This is a genomic window from Rothia halotolerans (genome assembly GCF_004136635.1).
GTDB lineage: Bacteria > Actinomycetota > Actinomycetes > Actinomycetales > Micrococcaceae > Rothia > Rothia halotolerans.
Genome location: NZ_NOIU01000004.1, coordinates 153,169 through 179,432 on the forward strand (window position 1 = coordinate 153,169; position 26,264 = coordinate 179,432).

A 26,264-nucleotide genomic window follows, 5' to 3' on the forward strand; every position below is an offset into this window, starting at 1 on the left:
GCAGGGAGAGCCGTGCCCTCGGGCGAGGGACATACCGGCTAGAGGAAGGGAACGCAGTGCCCAGGAGCGTCTGGTGCGGAAGCCCGAGGGGCGGGCCCCGGCACGCCCCTCAGGTGTACAGCGAGATCGGCTGGAGCTCCCCGCGCAGGAAGTGGATGCCCACCTCGGCGCGCTTGTAGTCCACCGGGTCGTGCAGGGTGTGGGTCCGGACGTTGCGCCAGAACAGGTCCAGGCCGGTGCCCGGCGTCGCCGAGGAGGCGCCGGTGGCCTCGAAGACCCGCTGGGTGGTGTCCAGGCCGACCTCGGTCGCCACGATCTTCAGCGAGGCGACCTCCACCGCGTACTCCCCGCGCTGCGCCGCGGTCAGCTGCCCGCCCAGCCCGAGGTAGCGGGCGGAGCGGCGGTTCAGCTGGTCGGCCAGGGCAAGCCCCGCCTTCAGCTTGGCCACCAGGTCGCCGTAGAGGCGCTCGACGTAGGGGTCGTGCGCGTAGTCCGCCGCCGGGCTCAGGAACCAGGAGTTCCGGCGGGCCAGCGTGATCTCCCGGCCCCGCAGCAGCGCGCCCTCGGCCACCCCGAGGTAGAGGTTGGAGAAGGCCAGCTGGATCAGCGGCGTCACCAGGGTGGAGAAGGGGATCTCGCCGACCGGGCCGACGAGGTCCTCCGGGGTGATGCGGACGTCGTCGTAGGCGACCCCGCCCGAGGCGGAGAGGCGCTGGCCGAGGGAGTCCCACGCCTCGTCGAAGCCGACGCCGGGGCGCTCGCGGTCCACGATGAACGCGGCGGTGGCCCCGGCGAGCGGCCCCTCGGCGATCTCGGCGTTGACCAGGGTGACCTCGCCGACCGAGGCACCGGTGCAGAAGCGCTTCCGGCCGTTGAGGATGAAGCCCTCGCCGGCGTCGTCGGGCGTCAGGGTGAAGGCCGGGTCCACGGGGTTCACGGCATCGCCCCAGATCCAGGAGCCCGCCGCGGAGGCGCGGAAGAGGCGCTCCTGGACCTCCTCGCCGCCGTAGAAGGCGGCGGCCGAGACGTTGGCGTAGTGGTAGGCGAGCAGCTGGGCGATCGAGGCGTCGTAGCGGGAGAGGACGCGCACCGCGCGCAGGCCCGCCTCCCAGACGGCGCCCTCGCCGCCGAACTCGCGGGGGATGAGGAGGTTCACCAGGCCGGATTCCTTGAGGAGGCGGAGCTCCGCGCTGGGCTGCCGGCCCGCGGCGTCGCGCTCGACGGCGTCGGCGGCCAGCTGCTCGCCGACGCGGCGGGCGACGTCCTCCCAGCGGGTCAGCTGCTCCTCGGAGGCGGGCTCGGTCCACGGCGTGTGCACGGCCGCGGGCCGCTCCAGGATGCGTCGGGCGGTGGGGGAGATGTCGGTGGATGAAAGGCTCACGGGTCGGTCCTCGGCGTCGGGGCGCATCCGCAGGACAGGACGCACCGCACTTACCGGCGGCGGGGGAGCGCGCCGGCCGGATCGTCATCTGGGGCACCCCACCACGGTGAGAGGGTTGCCGCCCAGGCCAGCCAGAGCTTCGCGCCTGGATCTCTTGATCCTTCTGAACACGCCCAACTTAACAGCGGCGGGCAGACGGCGGCGAGTGTTTACGGTTCGTGAATCCGCGTGACGCAGGTCGTTCCGGGCGGCGTCATATTCGGGTCGTGCGGGAGCGGTCGCCGCGCTGGAGCGAGGGGCGGCCGCCGGAGCCGGGGAATACCATGGGCACATGGCAGCTGCGACCGTCCCCGTCATCGCCCTCACCGGCCACCTGGGTGCCGGCAAGACCACGGTGCTCAACCACCTGCTGCGCCGGCCCGGCGCGCGGCTGGGGGTGATCGTCAATGACTTCGGGGAGATCAACGTCGACGCCGGCCTGATCACCGGCCAGGTCGACGAGGCGGCCTCCATCGCGGGCGGCTGCCTGTGCTGCATGCAGGACACCGAGGGCCTCGACGTCGCCCTGGAGAAGCTGACGCGGCCGAAGCTGAGGCTGGACGCGGTGATCGTGGAGGCCAGCGGCGTCGCCGAGCCCCTGGCCCTGACGAGCCTGATCCGGGCCAGCGGGAGCCGGCGGGCGCGCTTCGGCGGGCTGATCGACGTCGTCGACGCCGCCCAGCATTTCGACACCGTGGACACCGGCCCGATGCCGCCGGTGCGCTACGCGGCCGCCTCTCTGGTGCTCGTCAACAAGACCGACCGCCTGGACCCGGAGCGGGCCCCGGAGATCCTGGAGAGGATCCGGGAGCGGGTGCGCCGGCGCAACCCCGGCGCGCACCTGCTGGAGACCACGCACGGCCGCCTCGATCCACAGCTCGTCTTCGACGTCGCGAGCGCCCAGGACGCGCCGGACCAGCTGCCCATCGGCGCGCTGCTCCGCGAGGCCGCCGAGGAGGCGTCCGGCGCGGAGCCCGGCCACCACGCGCATCCCCATGCCGACGCCGTCACCGTCCGGCTGCCCGGCCCGGTGTCCCCCGGTGCGCTCGCCGACCTCCTGGAGGACCCGCCGGAGGGCGTCTACCGGATGAAAGGCTCCGTCTCCGTCGGCGGGGACGGCGCCGAGCGGACCTGGACGGTCAGCATGGTCGGCCCGCAGCTGCACCTCGATCGCGGCGGTGCGGCCCCGGAGGAGCCCGGCCTGGTGGCCATCGGCATGCACCTCGACGAGGAGGCCGTGAGGGAGCGGCTGGAGCGCGTCGCGGAGGAGGCCGGGCCGACGGCGCAGGCGCGCGAGGAGGGGCTGCGGAGGCTGAAGCGGCTGATGGCGCTCAGCTCGTGAGGGGACGGGAGGGGCCGCCGTGCGCAAGGAGCGGGGCGACTGCGTCGTCATCGGACGAAGGGACGGCGAGGGCCCGTCACCGGGGAGGACCGGGACGGGCCGCTAACGGGGGCACCCGGCGTCCTCGGCCCGGGGGCCCGCCGTGCTGGAGCGGAGGACGAAGTGCGGCGCCTCGCGGTGGCGCACGGGGACGGCGTTGGGTTCCTCGATGCGCCGGATCATGCCGGCCATAGCGAGATCGGCGAGGCGGGCGGGGTCGTAGCCGACCGTCGTCAGCTGCACGTAGGGGAGCCGAGCGAGCGAGGCATCGTCGAACCCGGCGACCGAGACGTCCGCCGGGACCCGCAGGCCATGGCGGATGAGGGTGCCGAGGACCCCCATCGCGATCCGGTCGTTGCCTCCTACCACGGCGGTCGGCAGTCGCTCGCGTGAGAGGATCCGCAGCGTGGCCTCGGCCCCGCCCTCCTCGGTGTAGCGGCCGGGCACGACGTCGATCGATCCCGTCAGACCGTGGGAGGCCATCGCCTCCTCGTAGGCGGCCCGGCGGGTCTCGCCGTTGGGACCGTCCCCGCCGGTCACGTACGCGATGCGGGAATGGCCCAGGCCGACGAGGTGCTCGATGACCAGGCGCGTCCCGATGCCGTCGTCCACGCGGAAGTCGTCGGGGGAGCTATCGCTGCGCGGCCCGCCCAGCATGAGGGCGGGGACGCCGTCCGGCAGGCCCCGGATCTCGGCACCCCCGTGTTCGGCGGCGAGCACGATGACCCCTTCGACCCGCTGCTCCAGCAGCTCCGCCATCACGGCTTCCTGGCCCCGCCGCGGGGTGATGGGGGCGAGGACGAGCGAGAAGCCCCGCTCGCGCGCGGACTCGAACAGGTTCTCCACGAGGTCCACCTCGAACGGCTGACGCATGGTGAACACGACGCCGATCCGCCGCGTCCGCTTGCCGCGCAGCGCCCGAGCCGAGGCGTCCGGGTGGTAGCCCAGCTCCCGCGCGGCGGCGAGGACGCTCCGCCGCGTCTGATCGCTGGCGCCCGGCAGCTCCCGCAGCACGATCGAGACGAGCTGCCGGGAGACCCCCACCCGGTCCGCGATCGACTTCATGGTCGGCCGGCCGGTGCGCGAGGCACCGCCGACCGGTGCCGTTTCCTCATGAGGGGGGCCGTCCGCGTGCATGGATCCCATCATGGCACGCGGGGAGCGGGCCCGAGGATCGGCTGGGGCCATGCCCCGGCCGATCCTCGTTTCATCGGGGGAGAAGGCGACGGCCCGACGGTCGAACAGCGGACCGAGGAGGTCCGCGCCTCACCGCGGGGAGAAGGCCTCTCTGAACGCCTCCAGGGCCCGGTCCGAGTCGGAGGAGGCCCAGGCCTCCAGCGCCACCGTCCCCTCGTAACCCGCCCCCGCCAGGGCGCGGGCGATGCCCGGGTAGCTGATCTCGCCCGTCCCGGGCTCACATCGGCCCGGAACGTCGGCCACCTGGATCTCGCCGACCCACGGCAGCGCCTCGAGAGTGCGCTCGATGAGGTTCCCCTCGTCGATCTGCGCGTGGTAAAGATCCAGGTTCAGGCGCAGGGCGGGACTGTCCACGGCCTGGATGAGGCGCGCCGTGTCCTCGGAGGCCGCGAACGGGGTTCCGGGGTGGTCCACGCGGGTGTTGAGGTTCTCCAGGGTGAAGACGCGTCCGGCCTCCTCGCCGAGCGCGGCGATCCCGCGCAGGGTCTCGATGGCGTGCAGCCAGTCGCTTCCGGAGGTCCGCCACTTCGGCGTCACCGGCAGCCCTTGGCCGTCCAGGCCGGTCCCGTGCAGGTTCAGCCGCGGGCAGTCGAGCCGCTCCGCGACCTCCAGGGAGCGGCGCGCGGTCTCCAGGAGCTCGGCGGATCCCTGAGGGTCCACGAGGTCCCCGGTGACGTACCCGGTCATCGAGGAGAAGGTCGCGCCGGTGGCGCGCAGCTCGTCGATGTCCTTGGCGGTCCAGTCCCAGATCTCGACCTCGAACCCGGCGTCGTGGATCCTGGCCACGCGGCGGGCGAAGGGTTCGTCGAGGTACAGCATCTCGGCGTTGGCGGCGAGGACGAAGCTCATGCGCTCACCCCCGCCAGCTGGACGGGGCGGTTCTGCTGGTAGGACTCGATGCAGACCAGCGCGATCTCTAGCGCGGCCCGGGCATCCTCACCGCGGGCCTGTTCGACGACGCCGGAGCGCACCGAGGCCGCGAAAGCCGCCAGCTCGTCGGTGTAGGCCTCTCGGAACAGGTCGATGTTGAGGCGGGTGGTCTCGCTCGAGGCGCCTTCCGCACCGTAGAAGCGCATGCTGGAGGAGCGAACGTCGCCGGCGGTGACCATGCCGCGGGAGCCGAAGACCTCGCCGCGGATGTCGTAGCCGTAGGCGGCGGAGAAGCTGGCCTCGGCGGTCGCGATGGCGCCGTTGTCGTAGCGGATGGTCACCGAGGAGGTGTCCAGCAGCCCGGAGTCCTTGAAGCCGGGGGCGACCAAGGCGTCGGCGGCCGCGTAGACCTCGACGGGGCGGGCGCCGTCGTTGAACCAGTTCAGGGTGTCGAAGTCGTGGATCAGGGTCTCCAGGAAGATGGTCCAGGGCTTGACGGAGCCGGGATCGGCCAGGCCGGGGTCGCGGGTCACCGAGCGCAGCAGCTGCGGGGTGCCGAGACGCCCCTCGGCCACGACTGCCTTGGCGGCGGCGAAGTCGGTGGCGAAGCGCCGGTTGAAGCCGACCTGGAGAGGGACGCCGGCCTTCGCCGCCGCCCCGATGGCCCGATCGGCGTCGGCGAGGGTCAGGGCCATGGGCTTCTCCACGAAGACCGCCTTGCCGGCTTCGGCGGCGGCCACCACCAGGTCGGTGTGGGTGAAGGCGGGGGAGGCGATCACGACGCCTTCGACGTCGGGGTCCTTGATGAGCTCGAGGGCCTCGAGGTAGACCTTCTCGGTGCCCAGAGGATGTGCGACTGTTTCGGCGGCGCCGGCGCGGGGGTCGGCGACGGCTTCGAGCACGGCGCCGGGGATGCGGTGGGCGATGGACTCGGCGTGGAAGCTGCCGATCCAGCCGGTGCCGATGACGCCGAGGCGGACGGGCTCGGGGAGGGAGATGGCGTTGGGCATGGGAGGTCCTTTCGAGTCGGATGTTCGGGAAACTGTGGGCCGGGGCGGCGCCGCCGTCCTCGACGATGCGGTGCCGCCCCGGGGAGGCGGGAGGCCACGGTGAGTCACCGTCCCGGGGAGGGCGGCGGCTCCGTCAGCCGGAGCGCCGGGCGCCCCTCCGGCCCTTGGGCTTGACGGCGAAGATCGCGCCGGTGGTGACCGCCTCCTCGACGGCCTCGAGGGTCTGACCCCGCGTCTCCGGGAGGAAACGGATCATGACCACCACGGCGACGGCGTTGACCACGGCGAACCCGAAGAAGGAGCCAGTGATGCCGAAGGCGCCGATGAGGGTGGGGAAGAAGAGGCTGAGGAAGGCGTTGGTCATCCAGAGGCAGAAGACCGAGATGCCCATGCCGAGCGCGCGGATCCGCAGGGGGAAGATCTCGCTGAGCAGCACCCAGGTGGCGACGTTGAGGAACGTCTGCATGGATCCGACGAAGGCGACGATCAGCACGAGCAGGACGTACGGCCGGGCGGCGCTGTCCTCGGGGACCAGCACCGAGGCCAGCCCGATCAGGAAGTGGCAGGCCGCGGTCAGCGAGTACCCGATGATGAACGTGGTGCGCCGGTTGATCTTCTCCATCATCCACAGGGCGATGAAGGCGCCGACGACGCCGATCACCCCGGGCGCGATGTTGGCGATCAGCGCGGCCTGCTCGCCGAAGCCCGACTCCGTCAGGACCACCTGGCCGTAGTAGAGGATGGAGTTGATGCCGGTCAGCTGTTGGAATACCGCCACCGCGATGCCGACCAGGACGATCCGGACCAGCCACTTGTTCTTCAGGAGCAGCCCGATGCCGACCTTCTCGGTCTTCTCCTCGAGCTTGACGATCTCGCGGATCTCCCGGGCCTCGGCCTCGGCGCGCTCGGGGGAGCGGATCGTGCTCAGGACCGTGACGGCCTCGTCGTGACGCCCCTTGGAGAGCAGCCACCGGGGCGACTCGGGCATCCGGAGCATGCCGAAGAACAGCGCGATGGCGGGCAGCGCGGCCACGGCGAGCATGATGCGCCAGACTCCGTCGATGTGCCCGAGGGTGTTGCCGATGATGGCGTTGACGACGAAGGCGGCGAGCTGTCCGGAGACGATCATCAGCTCGTTGCGGCCCGAGAGCGAACCGCGGATCTCGTAGGGCGCGAGCTCGGCCAGGAAGACCGGGACCACGGTCGAGGCGCCGCCCACGGCCAGGCCCAGCAGCACGCGGCCGACCACCAGGACCTCGTAGACCGGGGCGCCCACGCAGACCATGGTGCCGACGAAGAAGATGACGGCGAGCAGGAGGATGGTCTTGCGGCGTCCCCAGCCGTCCGAGAGTCGCCCGATGGTCATCGCGCCGACGGCGGCGCCGAAGAGCAGGGAGCTGGTGACGACGCCCTCGGTGAAGGCCGTCAGCCCGAGTTCTGCCGTCATTGGCAGCAGGGCGCCGTTGATGACGCCGGTGTCGTAGCCGAAGAGCAGCCCGCCCAGAGTCGCCACGAGTGCGACCAGGCCGAGCCGCCGCTGGTGCGGGCCTCGGGTGAGCGGTGGGAGAGGTGTCATGGATTTCTCCGCGGGCGTGTGCGTCATGAGGACTCCTTCGTCGGACCACGCGTCGGGATTCTCGGGAGCCGGCAAGGAGGCCGGCCGAGGTACTAGCTCGTGCTAGCAATGTGATGCAGATCAATCTAGCTCGTGCTAGTCACCTTTGTCCAGTCAAAGTTTCCATCCGGTTTCGCCCTCGACGCGGGAACTTCCTCATCCACAGGCGCGCACCTTCCCGGGCATCTGCCGAAGGAGATGTGATCTGATGAGAGGGAAACCACAGAAACCGATCCAGGGGCGTGACGAGGCGCCCGGGAAGGGCCCGCGATGAGCGAGGACGGGACGAAGCACCTGCGCCTGGTCTGGCCGCAGTGGCAGGGGGCCGGCACGCAGAGCGTGCGGGAGATGGCGGCGGAGTTCCCCTTCGACGTCGCACGCCGCGGCTACGCCGTGGGCTCGAGGGTGCTCGAGGCCGTCCTGCCGGAGCACTCCGGGCCGAGCGAGTGGGTCCCGGCGGAGATGGGGGACACCGGGCTGGAGGAGCGCGACGGCGTCGAGGCCAAGACCGCGGTGCTGGAGCAGCTGCGGGCGGCCCTGCGGATCATCGGCGAGCACCGGCCCGAGCGGATCACCACCCTCGGCGGGGAGTGCTCGGTGAGCATGGCGCCGTTCTCGGTGCTCGCGGAGAGGTACGGCGAGGATCTGGCGATCCTGTGGATCGACTCCCACCCGGACATGGGCACGGGCGAGAGCGACTACCCCGGTTACCACGCCATGGTCGTCTCCGCGCTCACCGGCCACGGGGACGAGGAGCTGCTCGCCACGCTCCCGGCCACCGTCCCCGCCGAGCGGGTCGCCCTGGTGGGCATGCACGACTGGACGGACGACTCCTACCCGGAGATCGCCGAGGAATGGGGGCTGACCGTCTTCTCGCCGGAGACGCTCCGCCGGGACAGCGCCCTGCTCCTGGCCTGGCTGCGGGAGACCGGAGCGTCCAAGGTGGCGGTCCACTTCGACGTGGACACCATCGACTCCGACGAGGTGCGCCTGGGCCTCGGGGCGGACCGGGGCGGGCTCACGAGCGAGCAGGCGCGGCGGGTGGTCGCCGACGTGGACCGGGAGGCCGACGTCGTCGCCCTCAGCATCGCGGAGTTCGTCCCGCGGCAGGTGATGCACCTCCAGCGGGTGGTCTCGGGGTTCCCGCTGATCGGGTGAGGTGAGGCCGGATGGGGCGAATGAGAGCGGGACAGGGCGAACGCCCCGTCGCCTCAGCTCAGTCGGACTCCCACTCCGTGCAGCTCAGCTCGCCGGTGATCACCGCACCGCCGATATCGGCCCCCTCCGCGACGAGGCCCTCGTCGGTGTAGCCGACGTCCGCGGGGCTGTTGGTCTTGTAGGGAGGCCCCTGCTTCTCCGGCTTGTACATGGCGAGCTCCCCGCCTGCCAGGCGGAACAGCGGCGGCTGGTTGTTCACGGACGCCACGAGGTGCTGGATGTTCCCGGGTTCGCCCGAGCACCGGACGATGTCGGGGGTGAACTCGTGCTCCTCGGAGCCGGTCCGCACGGTCAGGACGTTGCCCTGCGCACCCGACGCCGGGGGAGAGGCCTCGGAGCTCGGCGCGGCGGTCCCCTCGGAGGCGGAGGAGCCGGAGGATGCCTCGGGCGACGGGGTCTCCTCCGGCGAGGCCTCGGTCGAGGAGGCGTCGGGTGACGAGGTCTCCGCGGCGGAGCTCGAGGAAGCCGCAGGCGAGCCGGCCGCCGAATCGCCTCCCTCTCCTTCGGCCTCGGAGGAGCTTCCGCATCCGGCGGCCAGCAGGGCGACGAGGACGGCGGGCAGCGAGAGTCTCTTCAAGGTGCGCATGGGGACCACCGTAGGCGAGCGCGGGGCCGCTCGCATCCGCCGTGTCCCGACCGACCCGGCTGGGCGGAGGAGCGGACGCCGTCGGCTGCTACGCGGCCCTCTCCCGGGCCTGTTCCCGCGGCGCCTGCGTCTGCCGAGCCTTCCGGATCGCGGCCGCGTTGATCAGCAGCGTCAGCACCAGCGCGAGGGCGAACGACGTCGCCATCGCCAGCACCATCCCGAGGATGCTCGTGGAGATGAACGGCGCGACGACGGCCGGCAGGTACGCCGTCGCCTCCGCCCCCGTCACGCCGACCACGGCCCCGCCCGCCGTCGCGGCCAGCAGCGCGCCCGTGAACACCTTCCTGTCCCCGAACATGAAGGGGTACGAGGCCTCGGCGAAGGTCCCGAAGAGGAAGTTGACCGCCGCCCCGGAGCCGGCCAGCGCCCGCTCCCCGCTGGTCCGCGGCCTGATGACGTTGGCCAGCGTGACGCCCAGGGAGACCATGATCAGCGCGACCATGTCGATGGCCCCGAAGAAGCTGTGCCCCTTCTGGCCCATCTCCAGCAGCACCAGCGGCAGGATCACGGAGTGGTACACGCCGCCGATGATCGCCGGCCAGATGACGACGCCGGCCAGGGCGCCCGCCAGGATCGGGCTCACCTCCAGCGCCCACTCGATGCCGAACTTGACCCAGTCTCCGAGCAGGCTGGTGAAGGGCGCGAGCACGAAGTGGACCACCAGCCCGGGCAGCAGCCCGGCGAGCGCGCCGGTGACGATGTTGGCCGTGGTGGCCGGGAACCGCCAGGCCAGGGTCCACTTGATGAGGAGGGAGGCGAGGAGCCCGGCGAGGATGCCGCCCACCAGCCCACCCAGGATGCCGCCGTCCTGGGAGAGGATGCCGGCCACGGCGCCGGCGACCAGCCCCACCTCGTCCAGCCCGCTGATCCGGCGCGCCGCGACGGCCGCGACGACGATCGGCAGCGCCGCGATCAGCAGGTCGAAGACCGGCGTCAGCACGTCCAGGCCGGGGATCTTGCTGACCGCCAGGACCAGCGCTAGCGAGATGAAGGCCGGGATGGAGCCGACCATGATGCCGCGGATGCTGATGCGCCGCCAGGCCGGCTCGCCGCCGGACCCGGCCGAGGAGGCCGAGGACGACCCGCCCAGGGAGGGCCGGTACCTCGTCCCCCAGTGCCGCGCGAGCCCCGAGACGTAGGAGACGGCGCGGGTGGTGCTGGTGGTCCCGGTGGTCCCCGAGACGGAGACCAGCCGCAGGCCCATCCGCTGGGCTGCGGCGATCGAGCTGCCGCCGGTGCCCGCGGCGGGGATCCCGCGCTCGACGGCGGCGCCCACGCTCCGCGCGTTGGTGTCCCCGGGATCGGCGCTCATCATGATCAGGGCGTCGACCTCCCCGGCGCGGATGCGCTCGGCCAGCTCGCGGTCGCTCCGGCGGGCGACGTCGTTGACCTCCCCGAGCGGCCCGGCCGCCCTCACGCTGGGTTCGCCCTCCTCGAGGGCCCACAGCTCGGCGGGCGCGGACTCCGCGATCCCGTCCATGGAGGCCGAGGCCGCCACCAGCTGGACGCCGGCGAGCTCGAAGCCGGCGGCGTCGAGCTGGCGCCCGACGTCGCGGATCAGGCGGGCGGGGTCGTCGCCGCCGTGGCTGCGCAGGTTCCCTCCGCTGCTGCCGATCACGACGACGCGGCGTCGTCCCGCCTCCCGGGGCGCCGTGGCCTCTTGTTCCATGCCGATGCTGCCTTCCCTGCTCCTGCTCGTGGCGGCGGACGACGCCGAGGAGCGGATCCGCCTGGATCAGTGTAGGTGCTCCGGCTCTCACGTCATCTGCGTGGAGGCCCTGAGGGATGGGGGGGAGTATGCACTCTCCTCCCTCGAGCCGAGGTGGCAGGCCCGCCGAATGCACGATGGGGCGGCGCGGATCGCAGGGGCGCGTCACGTACGGCGGAAGGCATCGTCGAGGGCCCCTGCGAAGAGAGGTAACCCTGAGGCCGAAAGGCCTTGGACGTATTCGGTCCACCCTATGCGCGGTCGCCTCATGTCCTCGATGACTTCTCGCGCCACGGCGAGTACTGCCGAGGCGTTGAGATCGAGCTGGTCGAGCAGGAAGTCATCGGGCGAGCGCGCTTCGATTTCGTATGGGTCGAGGGCGGCGGGGGGAAAGTCCTTCAGGTTGAAGGTCACGATGAGTTCTGCGTTCGCACGGACCGCCGCGGCCAGCACGTGCCGATCTTTGGGGTCGTTGGTCATGGCCTGGCTGAGGCCTTCATGGCCCTCGACCAGAGCATCCGGGAAGTACTCTCGCATGCGGTCCACTCTTCTCCGCGCCTGCTGCGCGGTTCTGCCCAGCTGCGAGACGAGGTTCCGTTCGACCTCTTCGAGGATCTCCTCGGACCACAACGCCCTGTACTGCTTGGCGGTGGTGAGCCGGAGCAGCATATCGGCGACGGGCATGGGTATGAGCGCACAGGCGTCCAGGAGTACGGGGAACGACATCCCCGCCTCACCTCGTGCGGGAAGAAGGCGGCAGGTCGAAATAGGCCTCTTCCTCCGCGGTCTCCCGGGTCTCCTCCGCGAGGCCCGCTCGGCGTCGTCCCGTCACGTCGCGCTCATAGCTCAGGAGGTCGGTCAAGAGAACCCGGCGGTGTCTGCCCACCGTGGTGAAGGGGACCTCTCCCCGCTCCAGCAGCTTCACCAGGGTGGGGCGGGAGATTCCCAGGTGGTCGGCGGCCTGCTGAGTGGTCAGCTGGGTGTTCGTCGGCACCACAGATACCCCGCGTCCTTGAGAGAGGGCCTCGACGATGCGGGTGAGCAGCGAATACACCTCACCCGGGATCTCCTGCCGCTCGCCGGTGGGGGAGGACAGATAGGGGGCCTCTCGGTCCGCCCCTGAGGGGGCGCTCTCCAGGAAGGCCGCCAGGGCCCGGATGGTGTCTTCGTGGCTCGGGTCGGGAGCCACCGTCTCGCGTTCGAGGGATGCCGATGTCATGCACCCATTCTATCGGCTAAACGAAATATTCGAAACGCCTGGAGCTTCTGCCCCGGCCAGACTCAGCGCGCCCGCTACCCCGCCCCTCCGGCGCCTGCTGACATGCCCCGGACCATCGGAAACCAGGGGGAAACAGAAATGACATCCGCCGTGCCCGCCGTACTGTAGATTGAACCGGGCCGCCGCGAGGAGGCTCCATCGTAGAGACGGCCTCCCGGCGCGGCGGATGAGGAAAGGCGAAGAACATGAGCATGACGAAGGCGCTCGAGGAAGTGCACGAGCACGGCCCGGGCCTGAAGAAGGTCATCGGCCCCAAGCTCCTGCTGCTGCTCATCATGGGCGACATCATCGGCGCGGGCATCTTCGCCATCACCGGCAAGGTGGCGGGCCAGGTCGGCGGCATCGCGTGGCTGCCCTTCCTGATCGCCTTCGCCATCGCGACGCTGACCGCCTTCTCCTATCTGGAGCTGGTCACCAAGTACCCCTACGCGGCCGGCGCCGCCCTCTACGCGCACAAGGCCTTCGGGGTGCACTTCGTGACCTTCATCGTCGCCTTCGCGGTGGCGAGCTCGGGGATCACCAGCGCGGCGACCTCCTCGACGCTGGTGGGGCAGAACCTGCTCATCGGCGTCGGGCAGTTCGTGGACGGCGTCCCCACCGACTCCACCGCCACCATGTTCGCGGCGATCGCGATCATCCTGGTCCTGGCCCTGATCAACCTCCGGGGCGTGGGGGAGAGCGTCAAGTTCAACCTGGTGCTGACGCTGGTCACGCTGGCCATCATGGCGATCGTCATCCTCATCGGCGTCATCGCCATCGTCAACGGCGAGGGCGACGTGCACCGGCTCGTGCTCTTCGAGACCCCGGGGGACAAGGGCGCCTTCGCGGCGATCACGATGGCCACGGCCACGGCGTTCTTCGCGATGGTCGGCTTCGAGGACTCGGTGAACCTGGTCGAGGAGTGCAAGAACCCCAAGCGGGACTTCCCCCGGATCATGTTCACGGGCCTGGGCCTCTGCGCCCTGATCTACATGCTGGTCGCCGTCACCGTGATCATGGTGATCCCCGCCGGGGACCTGCTGAACCCCGAGAACCCCGACGCCGGCATCCTGCTCGACGTCGTGCGGATCGGCGCGCCGGGCATCCCGGTGGACGCGATCTTCCCGTTCCTGACCATCTTCGCGGTGGTCAACACCGCGCTGATCAACATGCTGATGGCCAGCCGCCTGCTCTACGGGATGGCCAAGCAGGACGTGCTGCCGCGGGTGTTCGGCGTCGTGCTGCCCAAGCGCCGCTCCCCGTGGGTCTCGATCCTCTTCAGCACGCTGCTCGCGGTGGGCCTGGTGGTCTACGTCAACCTGGACTCGGAGAGCAGCATCGTCGGCGCTCTGGGCGGCACGACGTCGCTGCTGCTGCTGTGCGTCTTCGCGGTGGTCAACGTCGCCCTGCTGGTCCTGCGGCGGGACAAGGCGCCCGAGGGGGCCTTCCGAGCCCCGACCGCCATCCCGATCCTCGGCGCGGTGATGAGCCTCTTCCTCGCCGGGCCCTGGGCCCGCAGCCGGGAGGACTGGCTCCAGTACGAGATCGCCGGGATCCTGCTGGTGATCGGCCTGGCGCTGTGGGTGGTGGCCTACGTGGCGCACCGCGTCGGGAAGAAGCGGCAGGCCGAGTCCCGCTAGCCGGCGGCGGCCGCCGACCGCCTCCGTCAGTGCGTCGGCTGGAAGTCCGCGTACTGGTGCTCGGGGTCGTCCAGGTGCACGGTGACCTGGTAGTCCTCCAGCACCTGGGAGGCGCTGGCCCGGTCCGAGTCGAGCAGCCGCTGGACCTCCGCCGAGGAGGCACCGAGGCGGTCCAGCACGCAGCGGACGTCGCCGTTCGCGACGTCGAGGTTCCCGGCGTCGGACTCCTCGGCGGCGGCCCAGCTCATCCGCATCTCGGGGTTCTGCTCGCCCTGCCGGAAGCTGACGCCGTCCCGCTCGGCCACGCCGCAGGCCATGACCGCCTCCGCCGTGGTGGAGCTCCTCCCCGAGGCCTCCGGCGAGAGCAGCACGGTGCACAGCAGCGTGATCAGGACTCCGATGACGACGCCGACCGCGCCCGCGAGGACGGGCAGCAGCCACGGCCAGGGGCGACGCCGGAGCGGATGGGAGTGCGGCGGAGCGGAGGGGTCGGTCATGGCGGTCAAGTCTAGGCCCTGCGGGCGGTCCCGTATCCGCGTTCTGCATCACAGGGGCGGAAGCCCGGCGTGGGACCTGGCCGAGGCTGCTGCTGCCCGCGCCTTCTGGGCCACAGGGGCAGGAGGTGGCTGGCCCGCCGGGTGCGGCCGCCTCAGTCCATGGCCTCCAGGCTCGGCGTCGGCCGGCGGAACCCGCGGGTGATGACGGCGACCCAGACGACGCCGAGGACGCACCAGCTGATCCCCACGATGAGCGCGAGGGAGGAGAGGCTGGTCCACAGCCATACGGTCACCAGCAGCCCGGCCCCGGGCAGCACCAGGTTGGAGAGCACCCCTCCGGCCCCGCGCTGCCGCCGCTCGAAGAAGTAGTGCTTGATCACCGCGAGGTTGACCAGGGAGAACGCGGTCAGGGCGCCGAAGCTGATGAGCGAGGACACGGACTCCAGCTCCAGGACCAGGGCCAGCAGCGCCACCGCCGAGGTGACCGCGATGCCGCCCACGGGGCTCTTCCACCGGGCGCTCAGTCGTCCGAAGACCGAGCGGGGGAGGACGCCGTCGCGCCCCATCGCGTAGAGGATGCGGGAGACGGCGGCCTGGGAGGTCAGCGCCGAGCCCAGGGAGCCGGCGACGTAGGCGGCCGTGAAGAACGCGGCGAGGAAGACGCCTCCGGCCGTGTTCATGACCTCGAAGGCCGCGGCGTCGGCGTCGTCGAAGACGGTGCCCGGCAGCACGAGGTAGGAGAGGTAGGAGACGCCGATGAACAGCACGCCGGCGATGAGGGTGGTCTGCATGATCGCCCGCGGGATCACCCGCTCGGACTCGCGGGCCTCCTCGGCGAAGGTGCTGACGGCGTCGAACCCCAGGAAGGACAGGCACAGGATGGCGGCCCCGGCGAAGAGCGGCAGGACGCCGGGCTCGGAGCCGTCCCCGGTCAGCGGACCGAGGAGGTCCACGGTGCCGGTGCCGCTCAGCGCGGTGAAGGCGCAGACGGCGAAGACGACGAGGAAGATCGCCTGGACCCCCACGATGACGTAGTTCGCCCGGGCGATCGCGACGATGCCGAAGAGGTTGAGCGCGGTGACCAGCACGATTCCGGACAGAGTGAAGACCCAGACCGGCACCGAGGGGATGGCCGCGTGCAGGTAGATGCCGATCACCAGGTAGTTGATCATCGGCAGGAAGATGTAGTCCAGCATCAGCGTCCAGCCGGTCACGAAGCCGACGGCGCCGCCGAAGGTCCGCCTGCTGTACGCGTACGCCGAGCCCGCGACGGGGTAGGCGCGCGCCATCCGCCCGTAGGAGCGGGCCGTGAGCAGCATGGCCGCCAGCGTCACGGCGTAGGCCACCGGCAGGCGCCCGCCGGTGATCTCGGTGACGATGCCGTAGGTCGTGAAGACCGTCAGCGGCACCATGTAGACGAGCCCGAGGAGCACGAGCGAGGGAGTGCCCAGAGCCCTGCGGAACTCGACGACGTTCGTGGCGGGGGCGCTGGAATCTGGCACCGGCGATCTTCTCCTTCATACGGCGGCGCGACCTTCCGGCCTGCCGTGACGCTGCGGGATCGATCCCGCAATGCGAGAGTCTAGGCCTCGAATGTGATCCAGCACAAGGTCGTCTCTGATCTAGGATGGGGGACTATGCGCAACCAGAACATCACCCTGCTCGACGTGGCCCAGGCCGCGGGCGTCTCCAGGACCACCGCCTCGGCCGCGCTCGGGGGCTCCGGGCGGATCTCGGAGGGCACCCGCGAGCGGGTCCGGTCCACGGCGGAGCGGCTGGGCTACCGGGGCAACGCCGCCGCCCGGCACCTCCGGCAGGGCAGGGCGGGGGTGCTCGGCCTGCACCTGCCCTTCCAGGTGGGCATGCTCGAGTACTACATGCGTTTCGTCTTCGGCGCCGCCGAGGGTGCCCGCCGCGCCGGCTACGCGCTGACCATCCTCCCGGCCGGGCAGGACGCCGCCTCGGCGCTGGACGGGGTGGACGGCGTCCTGGTCGTGGACCCGCTGGGCGACGACCCGGGGCTGGGCGAGGTCCTGGACGGCGAGAAGCCGTGCGTGGCCAGCGAGCGGACCCCGGGGAGCGGACGCGCGGCCGAGGTGGTCGTGGAACCCGACCACCGGGCGGCGATCGAGGCCCTCTTCGACCACCTGCTCGCCCGGGGAGCGCGCCGCCCGGCCTTCATCGGCGCGGGGACCAACTCATCGTGGGGCCTCCGCTCGGCCCGGGCGTACGAGCAGTGGTGCGCGGAGCGCGGCATCGCCCCCATCCTGGAGCAGACCTCCTTCGCCGCCTCGGCCCGCGAGGTCGCGCGGGCGGCCGGCCGGATGCTCGACGCCGAGCGGCCGCCGGACGCCATCGTCAGCGCGCCGGACGGCACGGCCCTGGGGGTGCTCGACGCCGTGCACCTGCACGGCCTGACCGTGGGGGAGGACGTGCTGGTCGCCGGCGCGGTGGACAGCACGCCCTACCGGCACGTCACGCCGGGGATCACCGCCCTGGACCACCGGCCCGCGGAACTCGGCGAGCTGTGCGCGAGCCTGCTGATCGAGCGGATCGCGGCGGGCGGCCGGGCCGAGGAGGGCGCCGGCGATCCCGCACCCGCCCACCCGCTGCGGCTCGTGGAGCGGGGCTCCACCGGAGCACCGGCCGGCGGCTCACCGCACTGAGCCATCGGGTCGGTGACGGCTAATCCCGCTTCCTGGTGGGTACCACCAGCACGGGGCCCGCGGAGCGGTTGAGCACGCTCTGGCTCACCGAGCCGAGCAGGAGCCCGGTGAATCCGCTGTGCCCGCGGGTGCCCAACACCACCAGGGCCGCGGTCCGGGTGGCCTCGGCGAGCACGCCCGCCGGGGTGCTGTCGAAGAACCGCCAGCGGACCGAGAGGTCGGGGTGCTTCTGCGAGACCTGCCGGACGACCTCCTCCAGCCGCTCGGCGTGGCGCTCGCGGAACTCCGGGATCTTCAGGCCGTAGCGCGCGGAGGTCGGGAAGAAGTTCAGGCTGGTCAGCGGCTCGGCCGAGACCAGGGTCAGCGGCTTCCTGAGCTGCTCGGCGTACTCCGCGGCCTTCTCCGTGACCGCGTCCACCGCCGCCGCGGCGGAGTCGCCGTGGTCGATGCCGACGACGACCTCGTCGTCGAAGTTGAGCGCGACCTCGACGTTCTCGAACTCCCGGGCGGGCTCCCGCCGCTCGGACTCGGCGATCAGCTGGGTCGGCTCCTCCTCGGCCTCCCGCTCGGGACGCTCCTGGGTGGGGGCCAGGAGCCGCCCGCTCCCCTCGGTGCCGGCCCGGTCGGGGACCACCAGCGTGGGGCAGTGCGCGTGGGCGGAGAGCGCGGCGGAGACGCTGCCGAGGAACCTCCCGGCGAAGCGGTTGTGCCCCCGCTTGCCGACCACCGCCAGCTGCGCGGAGCGGGACTCCTCCACCAGCAGGCTCACCGCCTCGTGCTCCGTGGTCTCGGAGCTGATGGCGACGCCGGCCTCCTTGGCCTTCGCCGCCATGCCGTCGAAGATGCCCCGGGCCTGCTCCTCGTACTCGCGGCGGCTCTGCGCCATCAGGTCCGCGCCGTAGGCGTAGGGCATGGTGAGGCTGGAGTACGCGTGGATCACGTGCAGGTCCCAGCCCCGCCGCTTCGCGATCGCCAGCGCGACGTCGAAGGCCCGCTGGCTGTTCTCCGAGCCGTCGATCCCGACGACGACCGTTTCGCTCCGGTTTTTCTCGTGTGTATTCTCCATATCACAAGTTTAGTGTCTTGCGTGTGGAAACTGTAGGGCGCGGGTCGTTTCCGGAGATATTTCCTCGGCCCATCTCCCGATGAATCATCAAGTGTTTCCGCGAATACGTTGGAAAAGGAGACGGGCAATAATGCCGGGGAGCAGAGAAATGCATCAGCACGGAGCGGGGCATCTTGCACCACAGCAGAAGGCTTCACTTCGGAGTCGATCTGCGAAACCTCGTACGCAGTATGGTCTCGAGAGACCCACCAGCGGATCTACAGGGGGTCAATGGTCCCCGCGTCGGCTGGGGCGGCATCGGCCGGATGCCGCCCCAGCTGCCTCAGAGAGTATGACGACGCCGCAGCGTCCTGCCGACCTCCTTGAGCCAGTCCGCGCGCGATCCCACGACGGGCACCTCCTGCTTCGTCGGCTTCCTGCTCGACGCGAAGGGCGAGCGGGAATGGAAGAGGAGCGGCACATGCTTCCGCGTCGCCCCTGCCGAACAGAGGGGAAGCGCACTGAGCAGCTCGCTGTTGCCGATGCCGAGGTAGAACGGGAAAGCCGCCGGGAACGCCTTGCGCCCGAGGTAGGTGCTGAAGGCCGGTGAGGCCAGCGCCTGGTCGATCTCCTCGGTGTGCCCCGGGCAGGTGATCCTGACCAGGAACTCCGCGTCCGCGATGTAGGTGCGGTTGACGATGGAGGTCCCGCTCTGGGCATCGGGGGTGAACACGAGCGCCTTGTCCCCGCGGGCCTTGCGACCCTGTGCGAGCAGGATGCGCCGACGGAACTCCTCCTCCTGACGGCGGGGGTTGATGGTCTGGTAGTCGTCCATCAGGCGGCCGCCCCGGTCCTCCCGGACCGTGAAGTCCACCTCGTCGAGCCATGCCGGCCACTCCCCGCGGCGGGCGCCGAGGGCTCCGGCTACCAGGCCCCGCAGCGCCGTCGTCGTCGGAAGCCGTTCGGTGCGGACGATGTTCCCCGTGACGGCCGGCCCCGCCCATGACTGGATGGGGCCGGCCAGCCGGATGTAGACGGAGTCGCTCATTTGCGGATCCATCCGACGACCCGCTGGACGAACGCGTCCTTGTCCACCGGTGTCAGCTCTCCGAAGCGGCCCTCGAGGCCCGCGTAGGTGCCGGTCAGCGCCTCGGTCGGGCCGAAGTTCCCGGGGTCGAAGCTGCGGGCCTGTGCGTACTGCTCACCCAGACGGTCGATGGTGGTCTCGAGGTAGCCGCCCTCTTCAGCGTTCTGGACCGGGGTCTCGAAATCGTATGCGGTCCGGTAGCGCTGCTCCTCGGCGAGCACGAGCGCGGGCTGCACGTAGGGGGCGGAGCTGTGCTCCTTGCCGCGGGGGAGCCCGTAGAGGATCGCGGTGATCAGCTCGCCGAGCCTCTCCTCGGCATCGGGGAGGTCGAAGCCGGACCAGCTCTCCTTCAGCTGCTCCTTGTCGATGGTGACGGTGCGGTAGAAGACGCCGTTGACGTACTGGGAGACGCCGAGGAAGGTCGCGCCGGTCTGGCGCTCCCGCTCCTTGACGTCGTCCACCGTCGAGAAGTAGTCCGTGTCGATGCTGACTCGGTGGGTGGTGACGCCGGGGGAGACGCTCAACGCGGCCTCGGTTCCCTTCTCGGGAGCCGCTGCGAACATACGCCCGAAGGCAGCGATGGCGAGGGATCCGGAGCGGCCCGGCTGGACGAAGTCGGCCGAGGGCTTGTCGGACGCGTCCAAGGCTGCCTGCGCTGCGGTGGTGATCTCCTCGCTGCTCAGCCACGTCGAACGATCGGCCCCGTCGTCGGTGCTCTCATTCTTGGTGAGCGCGCCGATGATCTTCTTGGCCTGTTTCTCCACGGCGGTCTTGTCCGCCGCGGGATCGATGGTCAGGGCGATGTCCGCAACCTCCGCCGCGATCTTGCCAGAGCGGATGCTGCGGTCTTCGAGGCTGGCGTTCTCGTAGGCGGTGCGGATGCCGCGTTTGATGGACTGCGAGGAGTGCAGGGCCCGGAGTGCCCCGCCCTGCATGACGCGCTTGGGGACGCCGCCGTCGTCGCGATTGAGGTTGGAGTAGGGGACGACGGTGACAAGGCTGATGGTCAGGTGACGTGCCATGGGTGTTCCTTCGGTCGGTGTTCGGTGGGGGGGGGTCAGGAAGGGTCGGACTGATCGAGGGGGTCTTCCGCAGTGCCTGCGGCCTCGGGGGCTGCGGCATAGCCGGAGTAGAAGTCCTGGAGGACACGGCGTCGAACCTGCGCAGAGGCCTCGGAGACGCCGTTGCCCCAGCGCAGGAAGAGCCAGTAGAGGGATGCATAGTCCATGTCGGGGATGCGGGCGCCGAGGCCGGAGGCCATCTGGAGGAGACGCCGTACCGCGGTGATGGCCTCCTCATGATCCTGGGTGTGGAGGTAGGCGATCCTGCTCGCCACCATGCCGGGGCGATCCGGATCGAGGGACGGCGTCCCCCCGGACCTCGCCGCCTCGAGCTCGTAGGCCCAGCGGCCCAGGGACTTGCGGGCGGGTGTGCTCCGCTTCCTGTGTTCGCCCTCCGGCCGTTCCGCCTCGGAGATTTCCCGGCGAGGCGAGAACGGGGGCACGGCCGTGAACTCCGCAGCGAGTGCCGCGATCCGGAGCAGGACAGTGCGGCTGGTGCCATCGGCCGGATTCGCCAACCGAGGGATGACGTAGGGGTAGGCGTAGTGTTCGGTGGTCGGCGAAGCTCCGCGACGGATCTCCGCCCTGGCCCGTCGATAGCTCTCGTGCTCCCGACGCCGGAGGATCTCGTGGATCAACGCGAGTTCGGGACTTCTTTGCTGCTCGGTCATCGTTCTTCTCGTTCCATCTCGTGGGGGTCGTCTGTCTCGTCGTCGTTGCCGATGAAAGTTCTGATGGTCCACAGAACGCGACGTTGGATCCGGGACCGGACGAAGGCCGCGCGGCCGGGCATCTGTTCGCGGTGCGGGGCGAGGATCTCGTCGAATGCGGCCATGCAGGCCTGCTGCGCTTTCAGGACGGTGGCATCCGGTATGAAGTGCTGCTCGCCGCTTCCTTCGCGGATGAACTCCTCGTACACGGGGGTGATGTGACGCCAGAAGGCCGTAGACGCGTCGCCGCGACGGGCCTCGAGGTTGTCGAAGACGACGGCACCGTGGCCTTGCGCCTCGCGTTTGGCGTCTCCGGCGTTGCGGCGCCGGAAAGGGGCACAGACGATGCCGTGGAGCTGCCGGATCAGGCCCGCGTGCCCTATGACGGCAATTTGCGTCTCATCGTCGAAGCCGAAGGTCCACTGGTCCTCGCTGGGCTCGAAGATCTGGGAGGCGCGGATGCTGGGGGAGGACGCAGTACCCTCGACCTGGTGGCGGGCGAAGGACGGAGTGATCCTCTCCGGCAGATCGAGGCGGTCGGAGGCGCTCGCAGCGGCGGCTTCCACCTTGCCCTCGGCGACCCATTCGACGGCCAGGTCCACGGCGTCGCGGCCGAAGTCCAGGCGCTGCGCCTTGAGCTCGCCGTTCTGGTTCGGGAGATACAGATAGAAGGGATCCTCGGTGTTGCGCTGGTCCCACCAGTTCTTCCGGCTCTGCTTGTCCTGGCCCATCGACGGCACATACCACTCCTCCGGAATGCCGCCGGTACGGGCGCCGACGAGGTCGGTCCCCTCCCATGCGGCGGCCACCGTGTTGGAGCTCCACGTGGCGCGCCAGAGCGGATGCTCGGTCCCCTCGGAAGGGTTGGTGGAGAGGGCGCCGGTGCGGTCGGCCCAAGCGGGAAGGCCGGTTCCCTCGACCCAGGTGCGGGGAACGGAGAAGAGGAGCGTTTTCAGCAGCGAATCGCCGCGCCAGAAGATCTCGGTGGCCGCGAACCCCTTGCCCGGATAGCGGAAGCCCGGGGCGCCCATGGCGCATTTGTCGCCATCGTAGGCGTTGTTCCCCGCCATCGAAAAGTAATGGTAGATGACGAGGGCCAGGGTCGCCTCCTCCACCGGCAGTCTGCCCGGCTGCGCGACGGAGAGGTGCCAGAAGTCCTCCCCGGCGTCGGAGGGCATAGCGGGGGAGAGCTTCTTGACCGGCTGCTGGCCTGGCCCGAGGGCTCGTGCGGTGTCCTTGGGGCCGCTCGGGGGAACGGGCGGACGCTGCATGAAGGGCTGGGTCGCGTCGAAGAGGTTCGCGCCCCTCTGCAGAGTGGCCAGCCCCCGGTCGACGGCGTCTTCGGGCAGTCCATGCCTGAGCAGATGCGGTGCGGGATTGTGTCGTCGCCTCATGGTGTCATCTGGCTCACATTCGCGCAGGATGGAGGGGATGAGGGAGGCGAGGAAGCGGTACTGGGCGGAGAGCGCATACGCAGGCAGGGACAGGTCGAGGTCGACGCCCGACTCATGCGCCATGAGGAGGGCATCGCGAGGAGTCGCCGAGCGCCGGACGCGTGGGGTCGGGGACTTTTCATCCGCGTGGCTGGTGTCTGAGCAGCTCTTATCGGGGACGCTCAGCTGAATCCAGCTGGTGTCTATCAGGGCATTGGTTCCCACGGGGCCTCCTCTGTCGGGTGGACTCCACGGTAAGCGAAAAGAAGGGGGTGGTCAACTTATAGCCAACTGTTTGAAAAATAACAGATAATGAGTAGCCTGGATGGTGGCTCATCTTGTACCCCCACTGTTGTGGGGAAGGGCCACGAATCTATGCATGAACCTATAGGCAACTTGAAGTACCCCCGCTCCGCGCGGGGAAGAAGCGCAGGCATCAATTCTATGTCCGCGTTCGATCGAGACACCAGGAGGATGCCCGATGAACCCCCCGACCTACCTGATCCGCTACCCGGTCCACGAGGCGCTCCTGCGAACGCAGGAGAACAAGCCCGAGGGTGGCTGGGACGTGGACGATCCGCGCTTCCGGCACCGCGCCGTCATGGGTCTCTTCGGAGATCTCGGAGAGGATCACCCGCGTCAGGATTCACGCATCCTCTTCCGTCTGGACCATACGCCGGGACTTCCGCCCTATTTCCTGGTGCAGGCGGCCGTTCCGGTGGAGGCGCCGGATCTGGCGGGGCGTCTGGACGTCCGTGAGGCAGATCTCTCGGCACCGGTTGAAGGGACGGCCGTGGCCTTCCGGCTGGCCGTTAACGCGATCCAGCGCCGGACCAAGGCTTCGGAGAGGAGGGCCAAGGGTGAGAGGACGATCACGCCGATTCCCTTCGATCACGACGATGCGGCTCCGATGGATCTGCCTCGGATGAGCGAATGGGTGGCCCGGAAGCTCGAGGGCGCGTTGGCGGACGTCGCGTTGAACAACCACCAGCGTCAGGTCTTGGGCGCCGACAGACGGGGCCGGAAGACCGGAGCGGGGCCGACCGTCCAGGTCGACACCGTGGACGGCGTGGGTTACGTCGAGGATCCCGCGAAGCTGGAGCGGTTGCTGCGCGAGGGCGTCGGGCGGGCGAAGTCCTACGGGTGCGGTCTGCTGAGCATCCGGCGGATCCCGTGAAGCGGACGCACGAGGCGCTGTGGGCCAAGCAGCATGGTCTAGAGGAGCCCTATCCACTCCTTGCGCATCTGCTGGACACCGCCGTCGTCGCACGCCAGCTCTACCGGCACTGGCTGCGCCCGGGGCTCCGAGGGCTGCTCGAGGAAGGGCTCGGCGAGAACGCCGAGCGGCTCGTGGCATGGGTCGCCGGAGGGCACGACGTCGGCAAGGCGTCTCCGGTCTTCCAATGGCAGCCGCATGCTCACGGTCCCGAGTGGGACCGGATCAGGGCCCGGCTCCTGGAAGCCGGCGACTATACGTTCGATCCCGTCAAGGGGCTGCAGGGCCGCGCGCAGATCGAGGGAGCCTCCCGCCACGAGCAGGTCACCGCGAAAGCTCTCCATCCCGGGGTGTTCAGTTCCGCAGAGGAGGCTGAGGATCTGTGGAAGGTCCTGCCGGCTATGGGGCATCATGGCCGTTTCGTCGTTCCCTTCCTGTACGGGGCAGGAGCGACGCTGAAAGAGAAGAAGATCGAGCAGATGCACGAGAAGGGAGGCTGGGTCACCGCCCAGCGGGATCTTCTCGGCATCCTCAGGGAGAGTCTTGGCCTGGAAGAGGCAGATCTTCCGGAGAGCGCCCCGAATGCCGTGACCATCCTCCTCTCCGGGCTGACGGTGCTCGCGGATCGGATCGCCTCCGGGACCGACTGGGTGATGGAGGCCCAGGGGCTCATGGCGTCCGGGGAGCTGAGCCTCCAGGAGCCGGGAGCGTGGCTGACCAGCCGGGAGGAGAGCGCGCTGCGTCGCATCCGGCAGACGGTGGGGATCTACTCGGGGTGGGAGGACGAGGAAGAGGCGAAGCGGGCGATCCTCGGAGAGTTCGAGCCCCGCCCTCTCCAGGAGGAGGCGCTGAAGGCGGGGCGAGGCCTGTGGAACGTCATGGTCCAGACCGGGGGAGGCAAGACGGAAGCTGCAGCGCTGCGGCATTCGACGGCGGAGGAGCGGCTGATCTTCCTGCTTCCCACCCAGGCGACGTCGAACGCCCTGATGCGTCGGATCCAAGGATTCTTCCGCGACAACCCCAACGTGGCGGCCCTCGCCCACGGCCTGGCCTCCACGGAGGACTTCTACAGCACTCCCGTCACGGTGGTCCAGGACGGGGAGGGCGAGCCGGACAACGGCGGTCTCTATCCTGCCGAGTTCGTCAGGTCCGGCAGCTCCAGGCTGCTGGCCCCCGTCTGCGTGGGGACCGTGGACCAGGCGCTGATGGGCTCGCTTCCCGCCAAGTGGACGCACCTCCGGCTCCTGGCGCTCGCCAACGCCCATGTGGTGCTGGATGAGGCGCACACCATGGATCAGTACCAGTCACAGCTGCTCCTCCCGTTGCTCCGGTGGTGGGGGACCACGGGGACTCGGGTGTCCTTGCTGACTGCCACGCTGCCGGCCTGGCAGCGGAGGATGTTCGTGGAAGCCTATACGCAGGAAACCGTTTCGGCGGCCCCCTGCTTCCCCTCCGTCGAGAACTTCGCCTCTGAGTCGCCCTCCCGGGAGCGCACCGATCTGCCGGCTCGGGAACATGCCATCTCGTGGGAGATGAGCGAAGCTCCAGCCGATGAACTCGTCGACTCCCACATCGAGTGGGTCCGCAACATGCGGGAGCAGTGGCCCGAGGCGCGCATCGGCGTCATCTGCAACACGGTGGCCCGCGCGCAGGGCGTCGCTGAGACCCTGGCTCACGAGGAGGAAGACGTAGTCCTCCTGCACTCGCGGATGACCGCCGAGCATCGACGCCGCAACGCCACGATGCTGGAAGAGCGGATCGGCTCGGGGAGGAGGGGGCGGGCCCTCACCGTCGTCGGGACCCAGGCGATCGAAGCGTCCCTGGACATCGATCTCGATCTCCTGAGCACCGAGCTCTCGCCGGCGCCCTCCCTGATCCAGCGGGCGGGACGCGTGTGGAGGCGGGAGGATCCCGAGAGGAAGCTCAGGATTCCGGGGGCTCAGGGGATGTCTATTCGTCTTCTCCGGATCGCCGATGCTGATGAGTACAAGGCCAAGCCGTACTTCAGGGCCGAGTTGGACAGGACGTGGGAGTGGCTCTCAGCGACGCGCACGCTGAGGGTGCCGCAGGACTGTCAGGACTTTATCGATGGTTCCGCCGTCACCTTCGAGAACATCCTGGATCCGACCGAGGCCGATCTCGAGAAGTACGCGGACGACGCCCTTCGGTCGCAGAAGGGGCGAATCTCCGCCCACGATATGGGCTGGATCCTGGATCCATGGTGCGACCTCGGAACCTTCACGAGTTTGACGAGGGCTGAGAAAGACGTATCAGAAGAGGCCGTGGAGAGGCGGACGCGCCTGATCGACCAGGAGCTCCGGCAAGTGATCCTGTGCGGGGACCCGGCCGTTGTGCCGGGGGCATGGCCGGGCACGGTGGAGGAGCTGAAACGGCTGAAGGGTCGCGATCAGGAGAAGATCAGACAGGCCCTGCGGTCCTCGGTGGCTCTGCCAGCCAGTCACCGGGAGATCTACGCACGTCTTGAGCCGTTGCGGGATGCCGAGTCCGTGCTGAGCAGATACTGGGTGCTGGAAACTGCCGAAACTCATTACGATCCGGTCTTCGGGCTCCGGAAGAACGCATAGG

The 26,264-nt window shown here is 70.0% G+C and carries 22 protein-coding genes and 1 riboswitch; of the genes, 6 read left to right on the forward strand and 16 right to left on the reverse strand.

Annotated elements, in window-relative coordinates:
* Nucleotides 1-109 precede the first annotated feature (109 nt).
* Nucleotides 110-1,381, reverse strand: coding sequence for an acyl-CoA dehydrogenase family protein (locus EWV39_RS11905; protein WP_238148326.1), 1,272 nt, complete (start codon nucleotides 1,379-1,381; stop codon nucleotides 110-112).
* Between the two features lie 41 nt (nucleotides 1,382-1,422).
* A riboswitch (SAM riboswitch) is annotated at nucleotides 1,423-1,541 on the reverse strand.
* A 171-nt stretch (nucleotides 1,542-1,712) separates the two neighbouring features.
* Between EWV39_RS11905 and EWV39_RS11910 the strand changes: the two genes are divergently transcribed.
* Nucleotides 1,713-2,762, forward strand: coding sequence for a CobW family GTP-binding protein (locus EWV39_RS11910; RefSeq protein WP_129660501.1), 1,050 nt, complete (start codon nucleotides 1,713-1,715; stop codon nucleotides 2,760-2,762).
* 102 nt (nucleotides 2,763-2,864) lie between these two features.
* Here the strand turns inward: EWV39_RS11910 and EWV39_RS11915 are convergent, their stop codons facing one another.
* From EWV39_RS11915 to EWV39_RS11930, 4 genes are all read right to left on the reverse strand, one after another.
* Complete coding sequence (locus tag EWV39_RS11915; RefSeq protein ID WP_129660504.1) at nucleotides 2,865-3,989, reverse strand: LacI family DNA-binding transcriptional regulator; 1,125 nt, start codon at nucleotides 3,987-3,989, stop codon at nucleotides 2,865-2,867.
* Between the two features lie 78 nt (nucleotides 3,990-4,067).
* Nucleotides 4,068-4,847, reverse strand: coding sequence for a TIM barrel protein (locus EWV39_RS11920; protein ID WP_129660507.1), 780 nt, complete (start codon nucleotides 4,845-4,847; stop codon nucleotides 4,068-4,070).
* The gene (locus EWV39_RS11925; RefSeq protein ID WP_129660510.1) at nucleotides 4,844-5,878 is read right to left on the reverse strand and encodes a Gfo/Idh/MocA family oxidoreductase; all 1,035 of its coding nucleotides are present in this window, start codon (nucleotides 5,876-5,878) and stop codon (nucleotides 4,844-4,846) included. The genes EWV39_RS11920 and EWV39_RS11925 overlap by 4 nt, the downstream gene beginning before the upstream one ends.
* Before the next feature lie 133 nt (nucleotides 5,879-6,011).
* The gene (locus EWV39_RS11930) at nucleotides 6,012-7,481 is read right to left on the reverse strand and encodes a sugar porter family MFS transporter (protein WP_129660513.1); all 1,470 of its coding nucleotides are present in this window, start codon (nucleotides 7,479-7,481) and stop codon (nucleotides 6,012-6,014) included.
* A gap of 282 nt (nucleotides 7,482-7,763) precedes the next feature.
* Here EWV39_RS11930 and EWV39_RS11935 point away from each other — a divergent pair, with 282 nt between their 5' ends.
* Complete coding sequence (locus tag EWV39_RS11935; RefSeq protein WP_129660516.1) at nucleotides 7,764-8,651, forward strand: arginase family protein; 888 nt, start codon at nucleotides 7,764-7,766, stop codon at nucleotides 8,649-8,651.
* 58 nt (nucleotides 8,652-8,709) lie between these two features.
* Here EWV39_RS11935 and EWV39_RS11940 read toward each other — a convergent pair whose 3' ends face one another.
* From EWV39_RS11940 to EWV39_RS11955, 4 genes are all read right to left on the reverse strand, one after another.
* The gene (locus EWV39_RS11940; protein WP_129660519.1) at nucleotides 8,710-9,297 is read right to left on the reverse strand and encodes a hypothetical protein; all 588 of its coding nucleotides are present in this window, start codon (nucleotides 9,295-9,297) and stop codon (nucleotides 8,710-8,712) included.
* A gap of 88 nt (nucleotides 9,298-9,385) precedes the next feature.
* Nucleotides 9,386-11,026 carry a PTS sugar transporter subunit IIC gene (locus EWV39_RS11945; RefSeq protein WP_193554713.1) on the reverse strand — a complete coding sequence of 547 codons (1,641 nt, stop codon included), beginning with the start codon at nucleotides 11,024-11,026 and terminating at the stop codon, nucleotides 9,386-9,388.
* Between the two features lie 204 nt (nucleotides 11,027-11,230).
* The gene (locus tag EWV39_RS11950; protein ID WP_129660522.1) at nucleotides 11,231-11,791 is read right to left on the reverse strand and encodes a PIN domain-containing protein; all 561 of its coding nucleotides are present in this window, start codon (nucleotides 11,789-11,791) and stop codon (nucleotides 11,231-11,233) included.
* Between the two features lie 7 nt (nucleotides 11,792-11,798).
* Complete coding sequence (locus EWV39_RS11955) at nucleotides 11,799-12,284, reverse strand: helix-turn-helix domain-containing protein (RefSeq protein ID WP_238148328.1); 486 nt, start codon at nucleotides 12,282-12,284, stop codon at nucleotides 11,799-11,801.
* A 245-nt stretch (nucleotides 12,285-12,529) separates the two neighbouring features.
* On the opposite strand from EWV39_RS11955, the gene EWV39_RS11960 reads away from it, so the two are divergent.
* Nucleotides 12,530-13,963, forward strand: a complete 1,434-nt coding sequence (locus EWV39_RS11960) for an APC family permease (protein ID WP_202864929.1) — start codon at nucleotides 12,530-12,532, stop codon at nucleotides 13,961-13,963.
* A gap of 26 nt (nucleotides 13,964-13,989) precedes the next feature.
* Here EWV39_RS11960 and EWV39_RS11965 read toward each other — a convergent pair whose 3' ends face one another.
* Complete coding sequence (locus EWV39_RS11965) at nucleotides 13,990-14,469, reverse strand: hypothetical protein (RefSeq protein WP_129660525.1); 480 nt, start codon at nucleotides 14,467-14,469, stop codon at nucleotides 13,990-13,992.
* 143 nt (nucleotides 14,470-14,612) lie between these two features.
* A complete protein-coding gene (locus EWV39_RS11970) occupies nucleotides 14,613-15,962 on the reverse strand; it encodes an APC family permease (RefSeq protein ID WP_238148329.1) in 1,350 nt (449 codons plus the stop codon).
* A gap of 135 nt (nucleotides 15,963-16,097) precedes the next feature.
* On the opposite strand from EWV39_RS11970, the gene EWV39_RS11975 reads away from it, so the two are divergent.
* On the forward strand, nucleotides 16,098-17,126 hold the full coding sequence (locus tag EWV39_RS11975; RefSeq protein WP_129660528.1) for a LacI family DNA-binding transcriptional regulator: 1,029 nt from the start codon (nucleotides 16,098-16,100) through the stop codon (nucleotides 17,124-17,126).
* Between the two features lie 19 nt (nucleotides 17,127-17,145).
* Here the strand turns inward: EWV39_RS11975 and EWV39_RS11980 are convergent, their stop codons facing one another.
* The 5 genes from EWV39_RS11980 to EWV39_RS12000 all read right to left on the reverse strand — a co-directional run bounded on the left by EWV39_RS11980 (nucleotide 17,146) and on the right by EWV39_RS12000 (nucleotide 22,687).
* The gene (locus tag EWV39_RS11980) at nucleotides 17,146-18,192 is read right to left on the reverse strand and encodes a universal stress protein (protein WP_129660531.1); all 1,047 of its coding nucleotides are present in this window, start codon (nucleotides 18,190-18,192) and stop codon (nucleotides 17,146-17,148) included.
* A gap of 322 nt (nucleotides 18,193-18,514) precedes the next feature.
* Nucleotides 18,515-19,219: a type I-E CRISPR-associated protein Cas5/CasD gene (cas5e, locus tag EWV39_RS11985; protein WP_129660534.1), complete on the reverse strand. Its 705-nt coding sequence runs from the start codon at nucleotides 19,217-19,219 to the stop codon at nucleotides 18,515-18,517.
* Entirely contained in the window at nucleotides 19,216-20,280 is a 1,065-nt protein-coding gene (locus EWV39_RS11990) for a type I-E CRISPR-associated protein Cas7/Cse4/CasC (RefSeq protein ID WP_129660537.1), read from the reverse strand. The genes cas5e and EWV39_RS11990 overlap by 4 nt, the downstream gene beginning before the upstream one ends.
* Before the next feature lie 35 nt (nucleotides 20,281-20,315).
* Nucleotides 20,316-20,990, reverse strand: coding sequence for a type I-E CRISPR-associated protein Cse2/CasB (gene casB / locus EWV39_RS11995; protein WP_129660540.1), 675 nt, complete (start codon nucleotides 20,988-20,990; stop codon nucleotides 20,316-20,318).
* Nucleotides 20,987-22,687 carry a type I-E CRISPR-associated protein Cse1/CasA gene (locus tag EWV39_RS12000; RefSeq protein ID WP_129660544.1) on the reverse strand — a complete coding sequence of 567 codons (1,701 nt, stop codon included), beginning with the start codon at nucleotides 22,685-22,687 and terminating at the stop codon, nucleotides 20,987-20,989. Before EWV39_RS12000 ends, casB begins: the two co-directional genes overlap by 4 nt.
* A gap of 256 nt (nucleotides 22,688-22,943) precedes the next feature.
* Here EWV39_RS12000 and EWV39_RS12005 point away from each other — a divergent pair, with 256 nt between their 5' ends.
* Together EWV39_RS12005 and cas3 are read left to right on the forward strand one after the other, a co-directional pair.
* Entirely contained in the window at nucleotides 22,944-23,639 is a 696-nt protein-coding gene (locus EWV39_RS12005) for a type I-E CRISPR-associated protein Cas6/Cse3/CasE (RefSeq protein ID WP_129660547.1), read from the forward strand.
* Nucleotides 23,636-26,263 (forward strand): CRISPR-associated helicase Cas3', encoded by a 2,628-nt coding sequence (gene cas3, locus EWV39_RS12010; RefSeq protein WP_165313298.1) that lies wholly within the window; start codon nucleotides 23,636-23,638, stop codon nucleotides 26,261-26,263. The genes EWV39_RS12005 and cas3 overlap by 4 nt, the downstream gene beginning before the upstream one ends.
* The last annotated feature ends 1 nt before the right edge of the window (nucleotide 26,264 follow it).